The following is a 14615-nucleotide window of genomic DNA, read 5'->3' as shown; positions in this document are numbered from 1 at the left end:
CACCGCCCCCGCGCACCACCCGGCTCCGGAAGCAGCGGCGCAATCACCACCCACGCCTCATCAGTCAACTCACCACGACGCACCACCAGCACATCGTCAACCATCAACCACTACAAGATCGACAGGACACGCCCTAGGCTGTACGCCATGCAGGAACAGCCCGAGCCCGGTTTCGCGCCGGGGCTGACCGCCCGGGTGGAGTTGACAGTCACCGACGCCGACACCGCGCAGGCGGTCGGCTCGGGGGACGTGCCGGTCCTGGGCACCCCCCGTGTCCTGGCGCTCGCCGAGGCGGCGACGGTGGCCGCGACCGCCACGAGCCTGCCGTCCGGCATGACCACGGTGGGCATCCGCATCGAGCTCGACCATCGGGCCGCCACCCCGGTCGGGGGGCGGGTCCAGGCGCAGGCCCGGCTCGCCGAGGTCGACGGGCGGCGGCTGCTCTTCGAGATCCGGGTGACCGAGGGTGAGGAGGTCGTGGCCGACGGGCGCGTGGAGCGGATGCTCGTCGACCGTCGGCGCTTCGTGGAGCGGGCGACCCGCACCGCATGATCGGCCCGTTCGTCGAGGTCGCCGACGGGGTGCACGTCCTGAACGAGCCGGTGCTCGACGTCAATGTCACGCTCGTCGTCGGCGACGGCGCCGCCCTGCTCGTCGACACGCTCTCCACCGCTGGTCAGGCCGCCGAACTGGCCGCCGCCGCCCGGGTCGTGACCAGCGCCGGGTGGACCGTGGTGAACACCCACCGCCACTTCGACCACTGCTTCGGCAACGCGGTCCTCGCCGCGGACCCGCCCCGCGCGGTCTACGCGCACGAGCGTGTGGTCACCGCGCTTCGGGAGCACCCCGACCGGCTGCGGCGGGAGGGGTACGACGAGGTGTCGGCGAACTGGCCGGCGCTCGCTCCCGGGCTGGCCGACACCGTGTTGCTGGCCCCGACCCACCCGGTGCGCACGGAGACGGTCCTGGAGGTGGGCGGCCGGCGGGTGCTGCTGCGCCATCCCGGGCCCGGTCACACCGACGGCGACCTGGTGGTGCACGTGCCGGACGCGGCGGTGCTGGTCGCCGGGGACCTGATCGAGGAGAGCGGCCCGCCCGCGTTCGAGGACGCGTACCCGCTGCGCTGGCCGGACGCGCTGGCCGAGTTGTTGCGGCTCTGCGACGCGGCGACGGTGGTGATCCCCGGGCACGGCCGGCCCGTCGACGTGGAGTTCGTCCGGACCCAGCACCGGCAGTTGACGGAGCTGGCCGGGCTGATCCGGGCCGGGTACCGCGACGGGGTCGCCCCGGAGCGGCTCGCCGTCGACGCCCCGTTCGGCCCGGACGCCGCGTTGACGGCGATCCACCGCGGGTACGCCGAACTGGCGGCCACGGGCGCCTGAGCGGCACGGAGGGTCAGCCGGATTCGCGGAGCAGCTCGGCGAGGCGCTCCAGGTGCGGTACGGCGGCGGTCAGCGCGTCCCGCGCCTCGGGGTCGAGCTGGTTCAGCGCGTCGGTGAGCAGGGCCACCCGGTGCCGGTGGTGGTCGGCGATCCGCTGCCGCGCCGCCTCGGTGATCCGCAGCCTCGCCACCCGACCGTCCACCGGGTCGCGCTCCCGGAGCACCAGTCCGGCCGCGGCGAGGTCGCGTACCAGAGTGCTGACCGTGTTCGGCGCGGTGCGCATCCGGGCGGCCGCCTCCTTGACGCTCACGCCCGGGTTCGCCCGGACCAGCAGCATCAGCTCCGTCTGCGCGTCGGGCAGCTCGGCGCGGTTGGCCCGCCGGGTCGCCGAGCGGCGCAGCAACCGGTGCAGATCGCCCACCAGCGCGCCCAGCCGCGCCATGCTGTCGCTCGACATGACCTTCCTCACGGCGAAATACCTCTGACTACAGAGCTAAGGTTACCGGCTGGGATCACCTGATGGGGGAAGAACTTGGTCCAGGTCGCACACACACCCGTACGACCGCCGTCCGGCGGACGCGAGGCGAACGCCGGACCGGCGCGCGGCGGCGCGGGCCTGGTGGCGCTGCTCGGCCTGCTGACCGCGTTCGGGCCGCTCTCCCTGGACATGTACCTGCCGGCGTTCCCCGCCATGGCGCGCGACCTCGGGGCGGACCAGGCGCACATCCAGCTCTCCCTCACCACCTGCCTGGTCGGCATGGCCGTCGGGCAGTTCGTGACCGGCCCGCTCAGCGACCGGCTGGGGCGGCGCCGGCTGGTGCTCGCCGGCGTGGTCGCGTACGCCCTGCTCTCCCTGGTCTGCGCGGTCGCACCGAACGCCTCCGCGCTGGCCGCGGCGCGCTTCGCCCAGGGCTTCGCCGGCGGGATGGGCGTCGTGGTGGCGCGGGCGGTGGTCCGCGACCTGCACTCCGGCCGGGCCGCGGCGAAGTACTTCTCCCAGCTCACGCTGATCTTCGGCGTCGCCCCGGTCGCGGCACCCGGCATCGGCAGCCTGGTGCTGCGGTTCGGCTCGTGGCGGGCGGTCTTCGTCACCCTCGCGGCGATCGGCCTGCTGCTCGCCGCGGCGGTCGCCTGGCGGCTGCCCGAGACCCTCCCGGTCGAGCGGCGCAGCGGCGCGGGCCTGGTCAGCACGGTGCGGACCATGCGGACCCTCGCCACCGACCGGGTCTACGTCGGCTACGTGCTCACCCAGGCGTTCGCCTCCGCCGGCCTCTACGCCTACATCTCCGGCTCGTCCTTCGTCTTCCAGGACGTCTTCGGCGTCTCCGACACCACTTTCAGCCTGATCTTCGGGCTCAACGCGCTCGGCCTGGTCGCCGTGGGGCAGGCCAACGCCCGGCTGCTCGACCGCGCGAGCCCGCGGACGCTGCTGACGCGCACCCTGGTGGTCAGCACCGTGGCCGCCGCCGGACTGCTCGGGGGCGCGGCGGCCGACAGCCCGTGGGCGGTGGGGGCCTGCCTGTTCGTCTTCGTCGGCTCACTGGGCATGGTGACGCCGAACAGCACCGCGCTCGGGCTGGACCGCCATCCACGCCATGCCGGAAGCGCGGCGGCCCTGCTCGGAACGGTCCAGTCGGTGGTCGGGGCGCTCGCCGCCCCGCTGGTCGGTCTCGGCGGCGAGGGCAGCGGGGTGCCGATGGCGGCGGTGGTCGCGGGCGCCGTCGTGCTCTCCCTCACCGCCGTGCTGGCCCTGACCCGGGCCGGCGCGTCCCGCTGAGGCGGCCGGGTCGCGCTCGCGCCATCCGGCCGCGACCAGGTCGCATACCAGCCGCCCGGAGGGCGCGAATCAGTCCGCGAAGCGGGCCAGGACGGCGGCCCGGGTCGGCATCGACGTGGCGCCACCGGGCGACTCGCAGACCAGTCCGGCGACGCGCAGCGCGAACACCACCCGCTCGATCCAGCCCGCCGGCTCCGCCGGTTCACCGCCGACGAGCAGATCGGCGATGATCGCCGCCATCACCGAGTCACCCGCACCGGTGGTGTCCACCGGATCGATCCGGGGCGCCGGCACCCGGACCGGGTCCGCGTCGGCGGCGGCGAGCAGGGCGCCGTCGGCCCCGAGGGTCACCACCACCGTCGCGGCACCGAGTTCCCGCAGGTACGCGGCCACGCCCTCGGTCGGCTCGCCGGGGTAGAGCAGCGCCGCGTCGGCCTCACTGAGCTTGACCACGTGCGCGCCGGCGGCGAACTCCGCCACCACCTCCCGCAGCTCGGTCAGCGCGGCCGTTCCGTCGAGCAGCCGCGGGCGCACGTTCGGGTCGAAGACCCGCAGGCCCGGGGCGAGCGACCAGGCCCGGCGGGCCGCGGCGAGCACCGCCGGCCGGAGCAGCACCACGGACCCGCAGTAGAGCACGTCGGCGCCTTCCACCAGCGCGACGTCGAGGTCGTCGACGTCGAGCAGCCCGTACGAGGGTGGCTCGCCGTAGAAGCGGAAGTCCGGTTCCGCGCCGGAGTGGGTGATCACCGCGAGCGCGGTCGCCGCGGGCACGGTGACCACTCCGTCGAGCCCCACGCCGGCCGAGGCGAGGAAGTCACGGATGCGGCCGGCCAGGGCGTCGTCGCCGAGCGAGCCGACGAACTGCGCCGCACCGCCGAGCCGGGCCACGCCGACCGCGACGTTCAGCGGTCCGCCGCCGATCGCCTGCCGGTAGACCGGCGCCCCGTCGTACTCGGTCTCGATCAGGTCGACAAGCGCCTCGCCGAGCACCATCGCGTATCCCATTCCGGTCCCTCCCGTTGTCGCAGGCCGCCGCGCCGCTCGACGGAACGGGGGTCATCCCCGCCCGACGTCACGCCCCGAGAGATCTTGTCGTACCAGGCTGGCACAGTGCACACCGTGCCGAATGTCGAAGAGACGGTATTGGCGTACTGGGATGCCTGCGAGACGAGGGACTGGGAGCGGATGGGCGCCCTGCTCGCCGACGACCTGGTCTACCACCTGCCGCAGACCCGGGAACGGATCCGGGGCCGGTCGGCGTTCCTCCGGTTCAACCGGGATTACCCGGGCGGCTGGCACCTGTCGGTGACCCGGGTGACCGGGGCCGGCACGCGGGCCGCCAGCTGGATCACCGTCACCGTCGACGGGGAGGAGCAGCCGGCGGCGAGCTTCTTCGACCTGGACGAGGCCGGCCGGATCAGCGTCATCACCGAGTTCTGGCCGGAGCCCTACGAGCCGCCACCGGGCCGCGAGCACCTCGTCGAGCGTTACCCGGCCGGCGAGGCTCCCCCGGCCTGATTCGGGCTGTGGATCGGTCCGGCCAGCTCGACCAACGGCCGTCCACTGCCCCGCCAGCGGTCCGCGACGATCTGCGCCGCCACGCTCACCGCCGTCTCCTCCGGGGTACGACCGCCGAGGTCCAGCCCGATCGGCGAGGCGAGCCGGCCCAGCTGCTCCGGGGTGACACCCGCCTCGCTCAGCCGCTTGCGCCGCTCGTCGTGGGTGCGCCGGGAGCCCATCGCCCCGACGTACGCCATCGGATGGCGCAGCGCCAGCGCGAGCACCGGCACGTCGTACTTCGGGTCGTGGGTCAGCACGCAGACCACCGTGCGCCTGTCGACCCGGCCCGCGTCCAGCTCCGCCTGCAGGTAGCGGTGCGGCCAGTCGACCACGACCTCGTCCGCGTCGGGGAAACGCCGGGCGGTGGCGAAGACCGACCGGGCGTCGCAGACGGTCACCCGGTAGCCGAGGAACGCCCCGATGCGGGTCACCGCCGCGGCGAAGTCGATGGCGCCGAAGACGATCATCCGGGGTGGTGTGGTGTACGCCGCGACGAAGAGGCTGACGCCGCTGCCGCGGCGCTGCCCGTCGTAGCCGTAGCGGAGCATCCCGCTGCGGCCGGCGGCGAGCAGTCCGAGCGCGTCGGCGGCGGCCGCGGCGTCCAACCGCTCGCTGCCGAGCGAGCCGAGGACCCGCTCCCCGGCGAGCACCAGCCGTCGGCCCAGCCGCCCCGCCGGATCGGCGCGCGCCGTACCGGCCTCGTCGCCGGCGTCCGCCCCGACGCAGGTGACGATCGCGGTCGGCATCCCGGCCCGGCGCGTCCCGACGACGGTGCCGAGCTGCGGGAAGCCGATCGGATCGATCCGCTCGACGAAGACCTCCAGTACTCCGCCGCAGGTCAGGCCGACGGCGAAGGCGTCGTCGTCGCTCACGCCGTAACGGATCAGCTCGGGCGTGCCGCCGGCGAGCACGTCGCGCGCCCGCTCGTAGAGGTCCGCCTCCACACAGCCGCCGGAGACGCTGCCGGTGACCGTGCCGTCGGCGGTGACGAGCATCGCGGCTCCGGGCGGCTGCGGGGCCGAGCGCCAGGTGGCGACGACCGTGGCGAGCGCCACCGCCTCCCCGGCCCGCCAGCGGCGGTGCAGTTCGTCGAAGGCATCCCGCACCCGTACCACCTCACCCCCGGGGCGTCGCCGGCCCTCCATCGCCGGACGGGTTAAGTCCGACCATGCCTACCAAAACACTCCTATCCGGAATATATGGTCGCAACGACGACGAGGGGGTGCGAGTTGGTGAAGTCTCCACAGGCTCTCCAGACCACGCCGGCCCCGGACAGCGCGGTGGTCCGGGGGCCGGACGAGGTGGAGGTCCGGCTGCGGGTGAACGGGGAGATCCGACGCCTGTCGATCGAGCCGCGGGTCAGCCTGCTCGACGCGCTCCGGGATCGGCTCGACCTGCACGGCACGAAGAAGGGCTGCAACCAGGGCGCGTGCGGAGCCTGCACGGTCTGGGTGGACCGGCGGCGGGTGCTGGCCTGCCTGACGCTCGCGATCAGCTGCGAGAACCGCGAGATCACCACCATCGAGGGGCTGGCCGACGGCGACGTGCTGCACCCGATGCAGGAGGCGTTCCTCGACGCGGACGCCTTCCAGTGCGGCTACTGCACCCCCGGTCAGATCATGTCCGCGGTCGCGCTGCTCGCCGAGGGGCACGCCGGCGACGACGAGATCAAGGAGTGGATGAGCGGCAACCTCTGCCGCTGCGCCGCGTACCCGCACATCCGAGCGGCGATCCGTCGGGTTCGGGACGAGCAGGGAGGCGATCGTGCGGCCCATTAGCTACTCCCGCGTCTCCGACGTCAGCACCGCGATCGGCACCGTCGCCGCCGACCCCGGAAGCGCCTTTCTGGCCGGCGGCACCACCCAGGTCGACCTGCTCCGCATCTACGTCGAGCAGCCCCGCCGCCTGGTCGACATCAACGACCTGCCGCTGAAGCAGGTGGAGGAGCTGCCCGGCGGCGGCCTGCGACTCGGCGGGCTGGCCCGGATGAGCGACGTGGCCGAGCATCCCACGGTGCGCCAGCGCTACCCGATGGTGAGCGAATCACTGTTGCTGGGCGCCTCGCCGCAGCTACGCCACATGGCGAGCGTCGCCGGGAACCTCATGCAGCGGGTTCGGTGCACCTACTTCCGCGACACCGAGGCCGCCTGCAACAAGCGCGCACCCGGCACCGGGTGCAGCGCGATGGACGGGGTCAACCGCGGCCACGCCGTGCTCGGCACCAGCGACTGCTGCATCGCCACCCACCCGTCCGACCTCGGGGTCGCCCTGATGGCGCTCGACGCGGTGGTGCGGACCGAGGGTCCGGCCGGGCAGCGCAGCATCCCGATCGACGACTTCTACCTGCTGCCCGGGACCACCCCGGAGCGGGAACACCCGCTCACCCACGGCGAGTTGGTGACCGGCATCGACCTGCCACCGTTGCCCGTCGCGGCCCGCTCCCGGTACATCAAGATCCGCGACCGGGAGTCGTACGAGTTCGCGCTCGTCGCGGTCGCGATCGCCATGTCGGTGGTCGACGGCCGGATCGCGGAGATCCGGCTCGCCCTGGGCGGGTTGGCCACCAAGCCGTGGCGGGCGCGCGCCGCCGAGCGGGTGCTCGACGGCGCCCCGGCCACCGCCGACTCCTTCACCCGCGCCGCCGAGGCGGAGCTGGCGGGCGCGGTGCCGCACGGGATGAACGCCTTCAAGATCGAGCTCGGCAAGCGCACCATCGTGCGCGCCCTGACGGAGACGGCGCAGCGGGAGGAATCGGCATGAGCCCGGCCATCGGCGCCACCCTCAACCGGGTGGACGGCCGCTTCAAGGTACGCGGGGAGTCGCGGTACTCCGCCGAGATCCAGCTGACCAACCTGACGCACGCGGTGGTGGTGAACGCCAAGGTCGCCAGCGGCCGGATCACCTCGATCGACACCGGCGAGGCCGAGCGGGCGGCCGGGGTGCTCGCCGTGCTCACCCACCGCAACCTGGGCCGGATCGCCACCGTGCCACGCCTGCTCCCCTCCCTCGCCGGGTTGGCGGCACCCGGCCAGTCCTTCTTCCCGATGCAGGACGAGACAGTCCACTACAGCGGACAGCCGATCGCCATCGTGGTCGCCGACACCATCGAGCGCGCCGACCACGCCGGCACCCTCATCCGGGTGGAGTACGAGACCGGACCGGCGACCACCCTGCTCGACCAGGGTCGCGACCGGGCGTACGTGCCGAAGCGGATCTTCGGTGGCCTGCTCCCGGGGCAGGGGTCCCGAGGCGATGTCGGGAAGGCGCTGGCCGAGGCGGAGGTGTGCGTGGAGGCCACCTACCGGTTCGCGCCCAACCACCACAACCCGATCGAGCCGTCCGCCAGCACCGCGGTCTGGGACGACGTCGACCGGCTGACCATCTACGACTCCACCCAGGGACCGAACTCCGTCCAGCTCACCGTGGCCGAGCTGCTCGGCCTGCCGCCGATCTCGATCCGGGTGGTCAGCCACGCCGTAGGCGGCAGCTTCGGCTCCAAGGCGATGGTCTGGCACCACCCGACGCTGGCCGCGCTGGCCGCCCGGCACGTGGGCCGGCCGGTCCGGCTGGCGCTCACCCGGGAGCAGATGTTCACCTCCTGCGGGCACCGTGAGGAGCAGGAGCAGCGGATCACCATCGGCGCCCGCGCCGACGGGCGGATCACCGCGCTGCGGCACCACAAGATCTCCCTGACCTCGCCCTTCGACGACTGGGCCGAGCCGTCGCTGCAGAGCGCGGCGGTGGCCTACACCAATCCCAACTACGAGGGGATCTACCACCTCGTCCGGGGCAACACCATCACCCCCACCTTCATGCGCGCGCCGGGCGAGGCGACGGGCATGTTCGCGCTCGAGTGCGCGATGGACGAGCTGGCCGAGCGGATCGGGATCGACCCGCTGGAGCTGCGGATGCGCAACGTCTCGGACACCGACCCGGAGAGCGGGAAGCCCTGGTCGAGCAGCGGGCTCCGGGAGTGCTACCAGCGGGCGGCCGAGTTGTTCGGTTGGCACGACCGCGACCCGCGGCCCGGGTCCCGGCGGGAGGGGCAGTGGCTGGTCGGCACCGGCATGGCCAGCTCGCTCTACCCGGTGACCCAGCCGGTCAACCCGCAGCGCGCCAAGGCCCGCCTCTACAACGACGGCACGGCAGTGATCGAGGCGGGCGTCTCGGAGTTCGGCACCGGGGTCTTCACCGCGATGACCCAGGTCGCCGCGGACGCGCTGGGTCTGGCGCCCGAACGGGTGCGGTTCGTCGGTGGCAGCAGCGACCTGCCGAACATCACCGCCGCGGTGGGCTCGGCCGGCACCAGCGCGGTGGGCTCCGCGGTGCACGTGACGGCCTGCGAGCTGCGCGACCAGCTGATCCGGCGCGCCGTCGGCGACGACCACTCACCGCTGCGCGGCGCCGACCCGGCCAGGGTGGAGGTGCGCGACGGCAAGATGGTGCTCTCCGACCGGCCGGACGTCGGCGAGACGTACGCCGACCTGCTGCACCGCACGATGACCCCGGACGTCGAGGTGCTCGGCACCTGGAACCCGCCGCCGCAGGACGCCGAGTACGGCATCCACACCTTCGGTGCACAGATGGCCGAGGTCGTGGTGGACGCGGACCTGGGCGTCGTCCGGGTACGCCGGATGGTCGGGGTCTTCGCGCCCGGCCGGGTGCTCAACCGCAAGCTGGCGCACAGCCAGCTCATGGGCGGGATGCTCTGGGGGCTGGGCCAGGCGCTGTTGGAGGCCACCCGGATGGACCCCCGGCTCGGGCGGTGGGCCAACTCCAGCCTCGGCGACTACCTCGTGCCGGTCAACGCGGACGCGCCGGACGTGGTGGTGGACACCGTCGAGCTGCGCGACGAGGCGGTGAACCCGGTGGGGATCAAGGGGGTCGGCGAGATCGGCGTGGTGGGCGCGGCCGCCGCCATCGCCAACGCCGTCCACCACGCCACCGGTCGCCGCATGTACGAACTGCCGATCACGCTGGAGAAGCTGCTCTGACCGGCGGGACCCGGCCCCGGGACGTCGAGAGGTTCGTGCCCCCGAGGACACGAACCTCTCGCTCGTCGCGGTGACGCGGGCGGGGCGAGCGCCGGTCGGCTCCTCGCGGCGCCGGCCGCGCGGCCCGTCAGCGGACCATCGAACCGACCACGGGCTTGGTGAGCAGGGCCGACTGATTGCGCTGGATGCCCGGGTCGAGGGTCTTCGCCACGAAGATGGCGTGCCAGATGCAGAAGATCAACACGGTCCACACCTTCCGGGAGTGGTCCGCCTCCTCCCGCTTGTGCTCGTCGAGCAGCCGCAGCGCGTACGACAGGTCGAGCAGGTCACCGGCGCCCGAGGTGGCAAGCACGTGCCGCGCCCACTCGTACATCTCGCCGCGCAGCCAGACCCGCGTCGGGGTCGGGAAGCCCAGCTTCTTCCGGTTGACGATCGCCGGCGGCACCACGCCCTGCAACGCCTGACGCATCGCGTACTTCGTGGCGTCCGAGCGCGGCGGCAGCTTCAGGTCCACCGGGATCTTCGCCGCCACGTCGAAGACCTCGCGGTCGAGGAAGGGCACCCGCACCTCGAGCGAGTGCGACATCGAGATCCGGTCGGCCTTCACCAGGATGTCGCCGCGCAGCCAGGTGTAGAGGTCGACGTACTGCATCCTGGTGACGTCGTCGAGTTCGGTGCTCTCGGCGTAGATCGGCGCGGTGACGTCGGTGTAGCGCACCGAGGGGTCGTACCGGCGCAGCAGGTGCTGCTTCTCCTCCTCGGTGAACATCCGGGCGTTGCCGTAGTAGCGCTCCTCCAGCGGGGTGGTGCCACGTTCGAGGAAGCTCTTACCCTTCACGCCCTGCGGGATGGCCTTGGAGACCGCACGCAGCCCCTTCTGCACCCCACCCGGCAGGTTGTTGACCGAGCTCAGCGAGAGCGGCTCCCGGTAGATGGTGTAGCCGCCGAAGAACTCGTCCGCGCCCTCGCCGGAGAGCACCACGGTGACGTGCTCGGCGGCCTTCTTCGCCACGAAGTAGAGCGGCACCAGGGCCGGGTCGGCGACCGGGTCGTCGAGGTGCCAGACGATCTTCGGCAGCGCCTCCATCATGTCCTGCGGCCCGATCTTGGTCGGGATCGTCGTGACGTCGAGGTGCCGCGCCGACTCCTGGGCGACATCGATCTCCGAGTAGCCGGGCACGTCGTAGCCCACGGTGAAGGTGAGGATGTTCGGGTTGAACTCCCGGGCCAGCGCCACGACCGCCGTGGAGTCGATGCCACTGGAGAGGAACGAACCGACCGGCACGTCCGAACGCATGTGCATCCGGACGCTCTCCCGCAGCGTCTCCCTGATCTCGTGGAAGAGCTTCTGCTCGTCGGGCACCGGAGCGGGCCGGAACACCGGCCGGTACCAGCGGCGCACCTCGATCCGGCCACCCGGGGTCCAGGTGAGGTACTCCCCCGACCCGATCCGGTGGATGCCCTTGTGCAGCGTCCCCGGCTCCGGGACGTACTGGAGGGTCAGGTAGTGGCTGAGGTTGGCGGTGTCGATGCCGGCGTCGCCCTCGTAGTTCGAGTGCGCGAAGGGCAGCAGCGCCTTCTTCTCCGAGGCGAGGTAGAGCCCGTCCGCGGTCTCCAGGTAGTGCAGGGGCTTGATGCCGAAGTAGTCGCGGCCGCCGAACGCCCGCCGCTCCTGCCGGTCCCAGATGACGAAGGCGAACATGCCGCGCAGCCGGGTGAGCACCTGCTCGCCCCAGTAGTGGTAGCCGGCCACGATCACCTCGCCGTCGCCGGCCGTGGCGAACTGCGCCCCGAAGTCCCGGACCAGCTCCTCGCGGAGCTCGATGTAGTTGTAGATCTCACCGTTGAAGGTCAGCAGGTAACGGCCGTTCGCATACGGCAGCGGCTCGTGGCTGGACGCCACATCGATGATCGCCAGGCGCTTGTGCGCGAAGACCGCGTCCGCGTACCGGCCGGACGCGTCGCCCACCAGCTCGACCCCTGTCTCGTCGGGGCCGCGGTGGTGCAGGCACTCCAACGCGCCGGCAATGTGGTCGCGGTGCGCGCCGGCGTCACCGCGCGCGCTGAAGAAGGCCAGGAGTCCGCACATGGTCGTCATCTTTTCACGGGCGGCGAACGGCCGTCGCGGCCGTCCGGCGATCCGGACGACCGCGGCCCGACGCGGCGGCGGTGCGGCGAGGCGCCCCTCACCGCGGGTTCACGGGGCCCTCGGCGCGCAGGTACCGTCGGCACCAGCATCGACCCGAGAGGAAGCGCAGCATGACCGAGGAGCGCGCCGCCGGTAAGCCGACGGACGGTACCGAATCACACGATCCGGCCTTCCCTGAGGCGTTTCTGTCCTTCATGCGGCAGGGTTGGCGGGACAGCGAGCTGGCGGTCGCCGCCCTCCCGCAGGCGCCCAACCACGCCGAGCGTCGGGCCGCCCTCTCCGCGGCCTTCCCCGGCGAGACGCTGGTGATCCCCACCGGCAACGAGAAGGTACGCGCCAACGACACGGCCTACCCGTTCCGCCCGGGCAGCGACTTCGCCTACCTGACAGGTGATCTCGAACCGGACAGCGTGCTGGTGATGCGGCCGAACGGCTCGGGGCACGACGCGACGCTGTACATGCGCCCCCGCTCGTCCCGGCAGAACGACGAGTTCTTCCGCAGCCGCCACGGCGAGCTGTGGGTGGGCCGCCGGCCGACGCTGGCCGAGAAGTCGACCGAGCTCGGTCTGCCGACCGCCGACCTCGCCGAGCTGGACGTGACCCTCGCCGACCTGGCGCCGCGGCGTACCCGGGTGCTGCGCGGCTTCGACCCCCGGGTCGACGCGGCCGTGCGCCCCTACGACGGCCCGCGCGTGGCGGGCCAGCCGGCCCGGGACCACGAGCTGGCCGTCGCGATCTCCGAGCTGAAGCTGGTCAAGGACGCTTGGGAGATCGCCCAGCTCCAGGAGGCGATCGACGCCACCGTACGGGGCTTCGAGGACGTCGCGCGGGTGCTCCCGGCCGACCGGGGTGTCTCCGAGCGGCTGCTGGAGGGTGTCTTCGCGCTGCGCGCCCGGCACGACGGCAACGACGTGGGCTACGGCTCGATCGTCGGCGCGAGCGAGCACGCGACGATCCTGCACTGGACGGACAACCACGGCACCACCCGCCCGGGTGATCTGCTGCTGATGGACATGGGCGTGGAGAACCGCAACCTCTACACCGCCGACGTCACCCGGGTCCTCCCGGTCGACGGCCGGTTCACGCCGCTGCAGCGACAGGTCTACGACATCGTGTACGCCTCGCAGCAGGCCGGCATCGACTTCATCAAGCCGGGAGTGGAGTTCCGCGAGGTCCACCGGACCTGCATGCGGGTGCTCGCCGAGGGCCTGGCCGACCTGGGTCTGCTGCCGGTGAGCGTGGACGAGGCGATGGACGAGAAGTCAGCGGTCTACCGGCGCTGGACGCTGCACGGCTTCGGGCACATGCTCGGCATCGACGTGCACGACTGCGCCAACGCCTCGAAGGAGAAGTACCGCGAGGGCACGCTCGACGAGGGCTACGTGCTCACCGTCGAGCCGGGGCTCTACTTCCAGCCGGAGGACGAGCTGGTCCCCGAGGAGCTGCGCGGCATCGGCATCCGCATCGAGGACGACGTGCTGGTCACGGCGTCCGGTGCGGTGAACCTCTCGGCCGGCCTGCCCCGGGCGGCCGGCGAGGTGGAAACCTGGCTGGCGGAGCAGCGGGAGGCGGGTCCCCGCCTGCCGAGCTGATCGACGGAGGACCGCACGCGGCGGGCCCGACGGCCGGCACCCCTACCCCGGGGTACCGGCCGTCGTCTTGTCGATCGCTTGCACCGCATCTTGATACGCGCCGCGTCGGTCGCTGCTCTTGGCTTGCTCTGCACCCCGATACGCGCCGGGCGGCTGCCGGCCTTGGCTTGCTCTGCACCCCGATACGCGCCGCGTTGATCCTGCGCCGCTCATCGCGTGGCCGGTGCGGGTGGTCGTGATGGCCTGCGACGAGGACGGCAGACCTGTCCCGCTCTGCACCCTGATACGCACCGCGGGCAGGGTCGGGGACCGGCCTTCGATCCGACGCCGGGTTCCGGTTCGTGACGCTTCCGAATCTTGGACAGTTGCCCGTCGCGGCAGGTCCAGTACTTCGTGTCGCTTCCGTTCTGTGTGCGGATGTGCCGCTGGCCGGCACCCGGGGTTGGGGTGCCGGCCAGCGGTCGGGTCGTGCTGTGGTGCTGTGTGGTCGTGCTGTGTTGCTGTGTGGTTGTCAGCTGTTCCAGTACTGGGCGACGAGGTCGGCGGCCTGCTGCTCCCACTGGGCGTAGGCGTCCGGGTAGGCCGACACCTGCACGGTCTGCGCGGCGTCGGTCAGCGGCATGTCCTGCCAGCCGTCGACCTGCTTGAGACCCTTCAGGAACGCGGTCGTGGAGTACTGCGGGTCGGTGATCTGCTCCGGCGTACCCCAACCCGAGGTGGGGCGCTGCTGGAACAGGCCCAGCGAGTCGTGGTCGTTGGCGTCACCGAGGTGACCCAGGTTGTGCAGCTTCGACTCCTGCAGGCTGGTCGCGATCGAGATGACCGCGGCCCGCTCGTTCATGTCCGACTTCTTCGTGGCGGCGATGATCGCCTTCACGTTGGCGGTCTGCTCGTCGTCCAGGGCGATACGCGACTGCGTGCCCTGGGTGCCGTGCGGGATCAGCTTGCCCTTGTCCACGGCCGGCTTGTCGGTGTGCACGACGGCGACGGGCTTGGCGTCGATGGTGGGGGTGGCGGCGTGGGCGGCGACGGGACCGCCGATGACGCCACCGGCGAACGCGAGACCAGCGATACCGAGAACGCTCTTACGCATGATCGTGTTCATGTCACAGGCTCCTTCGGGGGTGATGACCCACACAAGGGGGGTGTGCAGGTCAGCGC

13 protein-coding genes are annotated in these 14615 nt (G+C 72.3%); 8 read left to right on the top strand and 5 right to left on the bottom strand.

Going from position 1 to position 14615, the window contains the following annotated elements; genetic code table 11:
• Positions 1-147 precede the first annotated feature (147 nt).
• On the top strand, positions 148-552 hold the full coding sequence (locus E1211_RS23020; RefSeq protein WP_132351093.1) for a thioesterase family protein: 405 nt from the start codon (positions 148-150) through the stop codon (positions 550-552).
• Positions 549-1382, top strand: coding sequence for an MBL fold metallo-hydrolase (locus E1211_RS23015; RefSeq protein WP_132351092.1), 834 nt, complete (start codon positions 549-551; stop codon positions 1380-1382). The genes E1211_RS23020 and E1211_RS23015 overlap by 4 nt, the downstream gene beginning before the upstream one ends.
• A gap of 13 nt (positions 1383-1395) precedes the next feature.
• Here the strand turns inward: E1211_RS23015 and E1211_RS23010 are convergent, their stop codons facing one another.
• Positions 1396-1839, bottom strand: coding sequence for a MarR family winged helix-turn-helix transcriptional regulator (locus tag E1211_RS23010; RefSeq protein WP_132351091.1), 444 nt, complete (start codon positions 1837-1839; stop codon positions 1396-1398).
• Positions 1840-1914: 75 nt separating this feature from the next.
• Here E1211_RS23010 and E1211_RS23005 point away from each other — a divergent pair, with 75 nt between their 5' ends.
• Entirely contained in the window at positions 1915-3159 is a 1245-nt protein-coding gene (locus tag E1211_RS23005; RefSeq protein ID WP_132351090.1) for a multidrug effflux MFS transporter, read from the top strand.
• Between the two features lie 69 nt (positions 3160-3228).
• Here E1211_RS23005 and E1211_RS23000 read toward each other — a convergent pair whose 3' ends face one another.
• Positions 3229-4164: a carbohydrate kinase gene (locus tag E1211_RS23000; RefSeq protein ID WP_132351089.1), complete on the bottom strand. Its 936-nt coding sequence runs from the start codon at positions 4162-4164 to the stop codon at positions 3229-3231.
• A 114-nt stretch (positions 4165-4278) separates the two neighbouring features.
• Between E1211_RS23000 and E1211_RS22995 the strand changes: the two genes are divergently transcribed.
• Positions 4279-4677, top strand: a complete 399-nt coding sequence (locus E1211_RS22995) for a nuclear transport factor 2 family protein (RefSeq protein ID WP_243709649.1) — start codon at positions 4279-4281, stop codon at positions 4675-4677.
• On the opposite strand, the gene E1211_RS22990 is transcribed toward E1211_RS22995, so the two are convergent.
• The gene (locus E1211_RS22990; RefSeq protein WP_132351087.1) at positions 4647-5825 is read right to left on the bottom strand and encodes an XdhC family protein; all 1179 of its coding nucleotides are present in this window, start codon (positions 5823-5825) and stop codon (positions 4647-4649) included. The genes E1211_RS22995 and E1211_RS22990 overlap by 31 nt on opposite strands.
• A 174-nt stretch (positions 5826-5999) precedes the next feature.
• Between E1211_RS22990 and E1211_RS22985 the strand changes: the two genes are divergently transcribed.
• From E1211_RS22985 to E1211_RS22975, 3 genes are read left to right on the top strand one after another with little or no spacing between them, the layout of a single operon-like run.
• A complete protein-coding gene (locus E1211_RS22985; protein ID WP_371686194.1) occupies positions 6000-6497 on the top strand; it encodes a (2Fe-2S)-binding protein in 498 nt (165 codons plus the stop codon).
• Complete coding sequence (locus E1211_RS22980) at positions 6484-7479, top strand: xanthine dehydrogenase family protein subunit M (RefSeq protein WP_132351085.1); 996 nt, start codon at positions 6484-6486, stop codon at positions 7477-7479. Before E1211_RS22985 ends, E1211_RS22980 begins: the two co-directional genes overlap by 14 nt.
• Positions 7476-9713 carry a xanthine dehydrogenase family protein molybdopterin-binding subunit gene (locus E1211_RS22975; RefSeq protein WP_132351084.1) on the top strand — a complete coding sequence of 746 codons (2238 nt, stop codon included), beginning with the start codon at positions 7476-7478 and terminating at the stop codon, positions 9711-9713. The genes E1211_RS22980 and E1211_RS22975 overlap by 4 nt, the downstream gene beginning before the upstream one ends.
• 127 nt (positions 9714-9840) lie before the next feature.
• On the opposite strand, the gene asnB is transcribed toward E1211_RS22975, so the two are convergent.
• Positions 9841-11802 (bottom strand): asparagine synthase (glutamine-hydrolyzing), encoded by a 1962-nt coding sequence (gene asnB, locus E1211_RS22970; RefSeq protein WP_132351094.1) that lies wholly within the window; start codon positions 11800-11802, stop codon positions 9841-9843.
• Between the two features lie 170 nt (positions 11803-11972).
• Between asnB and E1211_RS22965 the strand changes: the two genes are divergently transcribed.
• On the top strand, positions 11973-13454 hold the full coding sequence (locus E1211_RS22965) for an aminopeptidase P family protein (protein WP_132351083.1): 1482 nt from the start codon (positions 11973-11975) through the stop codon (positions 13452-13454).
• A 511-nt stretch (positions 13455-13965) separates the two neighbouring features.
• Here E1211_RS22965 and E1211_RS22960 read toward each other — a convergent pair.
• Positions 13966-14559: a hypothetical protein gene (locus E1211_RS22960; RefSeq protein ID WP_132349044.1), complete on the bottom strand. Its 594-nt coding sequence runs from the start codon at positions 14557-14559 to the stop codon at positions 13966-13968.
• Positions 14560-14615 lie beyond the last annotated feature (56 nt).

The organism is Micromonospora sp. 15K316 (genome assembly GCF_004348525.1).
Taxonomy (GTDB): domain Bacteria; phylum Actinomycetota; class Actinomycetes; order Mycobacteriales; family Micromonosporaceae; genus Micromonospora.
Note: the sequence above shows the minus strand (reverse complement) of the source record. Positions and strands in the feature narration are given on the sequence as shown.

What these genes read in the sequence shown, in the direction of transcription:
- E1211_RS23020 (WP_132351093.1), top strand. Translation starts at nt 148, where the DNA reads ATGCAGGAACAGCCCGAGCCCGGTTTCGCGCCGGGGCTGACCGCCCGG.
- E1211_RS23015 (WP_132351092.1), top strand. Translation starts at nt 549, where the DNA reads ATGATCGGCCCGTTCGTCGAGGTCGCCGACGGGGTGCACGTCCTGAAC.
- E1211_RS23010 (WP_132351091.1), bottom strand. Translation starts at nt 1,839, where the DNA reads ATGTCGAGCGACAGCATGGCGCGGCTGGGCGCGCTGGTGGGCGATCTG.
- E1211_RS23000 (WP_132351089.1), bottom strand. Translation starts at nt 4,164, where the DNA reads ATGGGATACGCGATGGTGCTCGGCGAGGCGCTTGTCGACCTGATCGAG.
- E1211_RS22975 (WP_132351084.1), top strand. Translation starts at nt 7,476, where the DNA reads ATGAGCCCGGCCATCGGCGCCACCCTCAACCGGGTGGACGGCCGCTTC.
- asnB (WP_132351094.1), bottom strand. Translation starts at nt 11,802, where the DNA reads ATGTGCGGACTCCTGGCCTTCTTCAGCGCGCGCGGTGACGCCGGCGCG.
- E1211_RS22965 (WP_132351083.1), top strand. Translation starts at nt 11,973, where the DNA reads ATGACCGAGGAGCGCGCCGCCGGTAAGCCGACGGACGGTACCGAATCA.
- E1211_RS22960 (WP_132349044.1), bottom strand. Translation starts at nt 14,559, where the DNA reads ATGAACACGATCATGCGTAAGAGCGTTCTCGGTATCGCTGGTCTCGCG.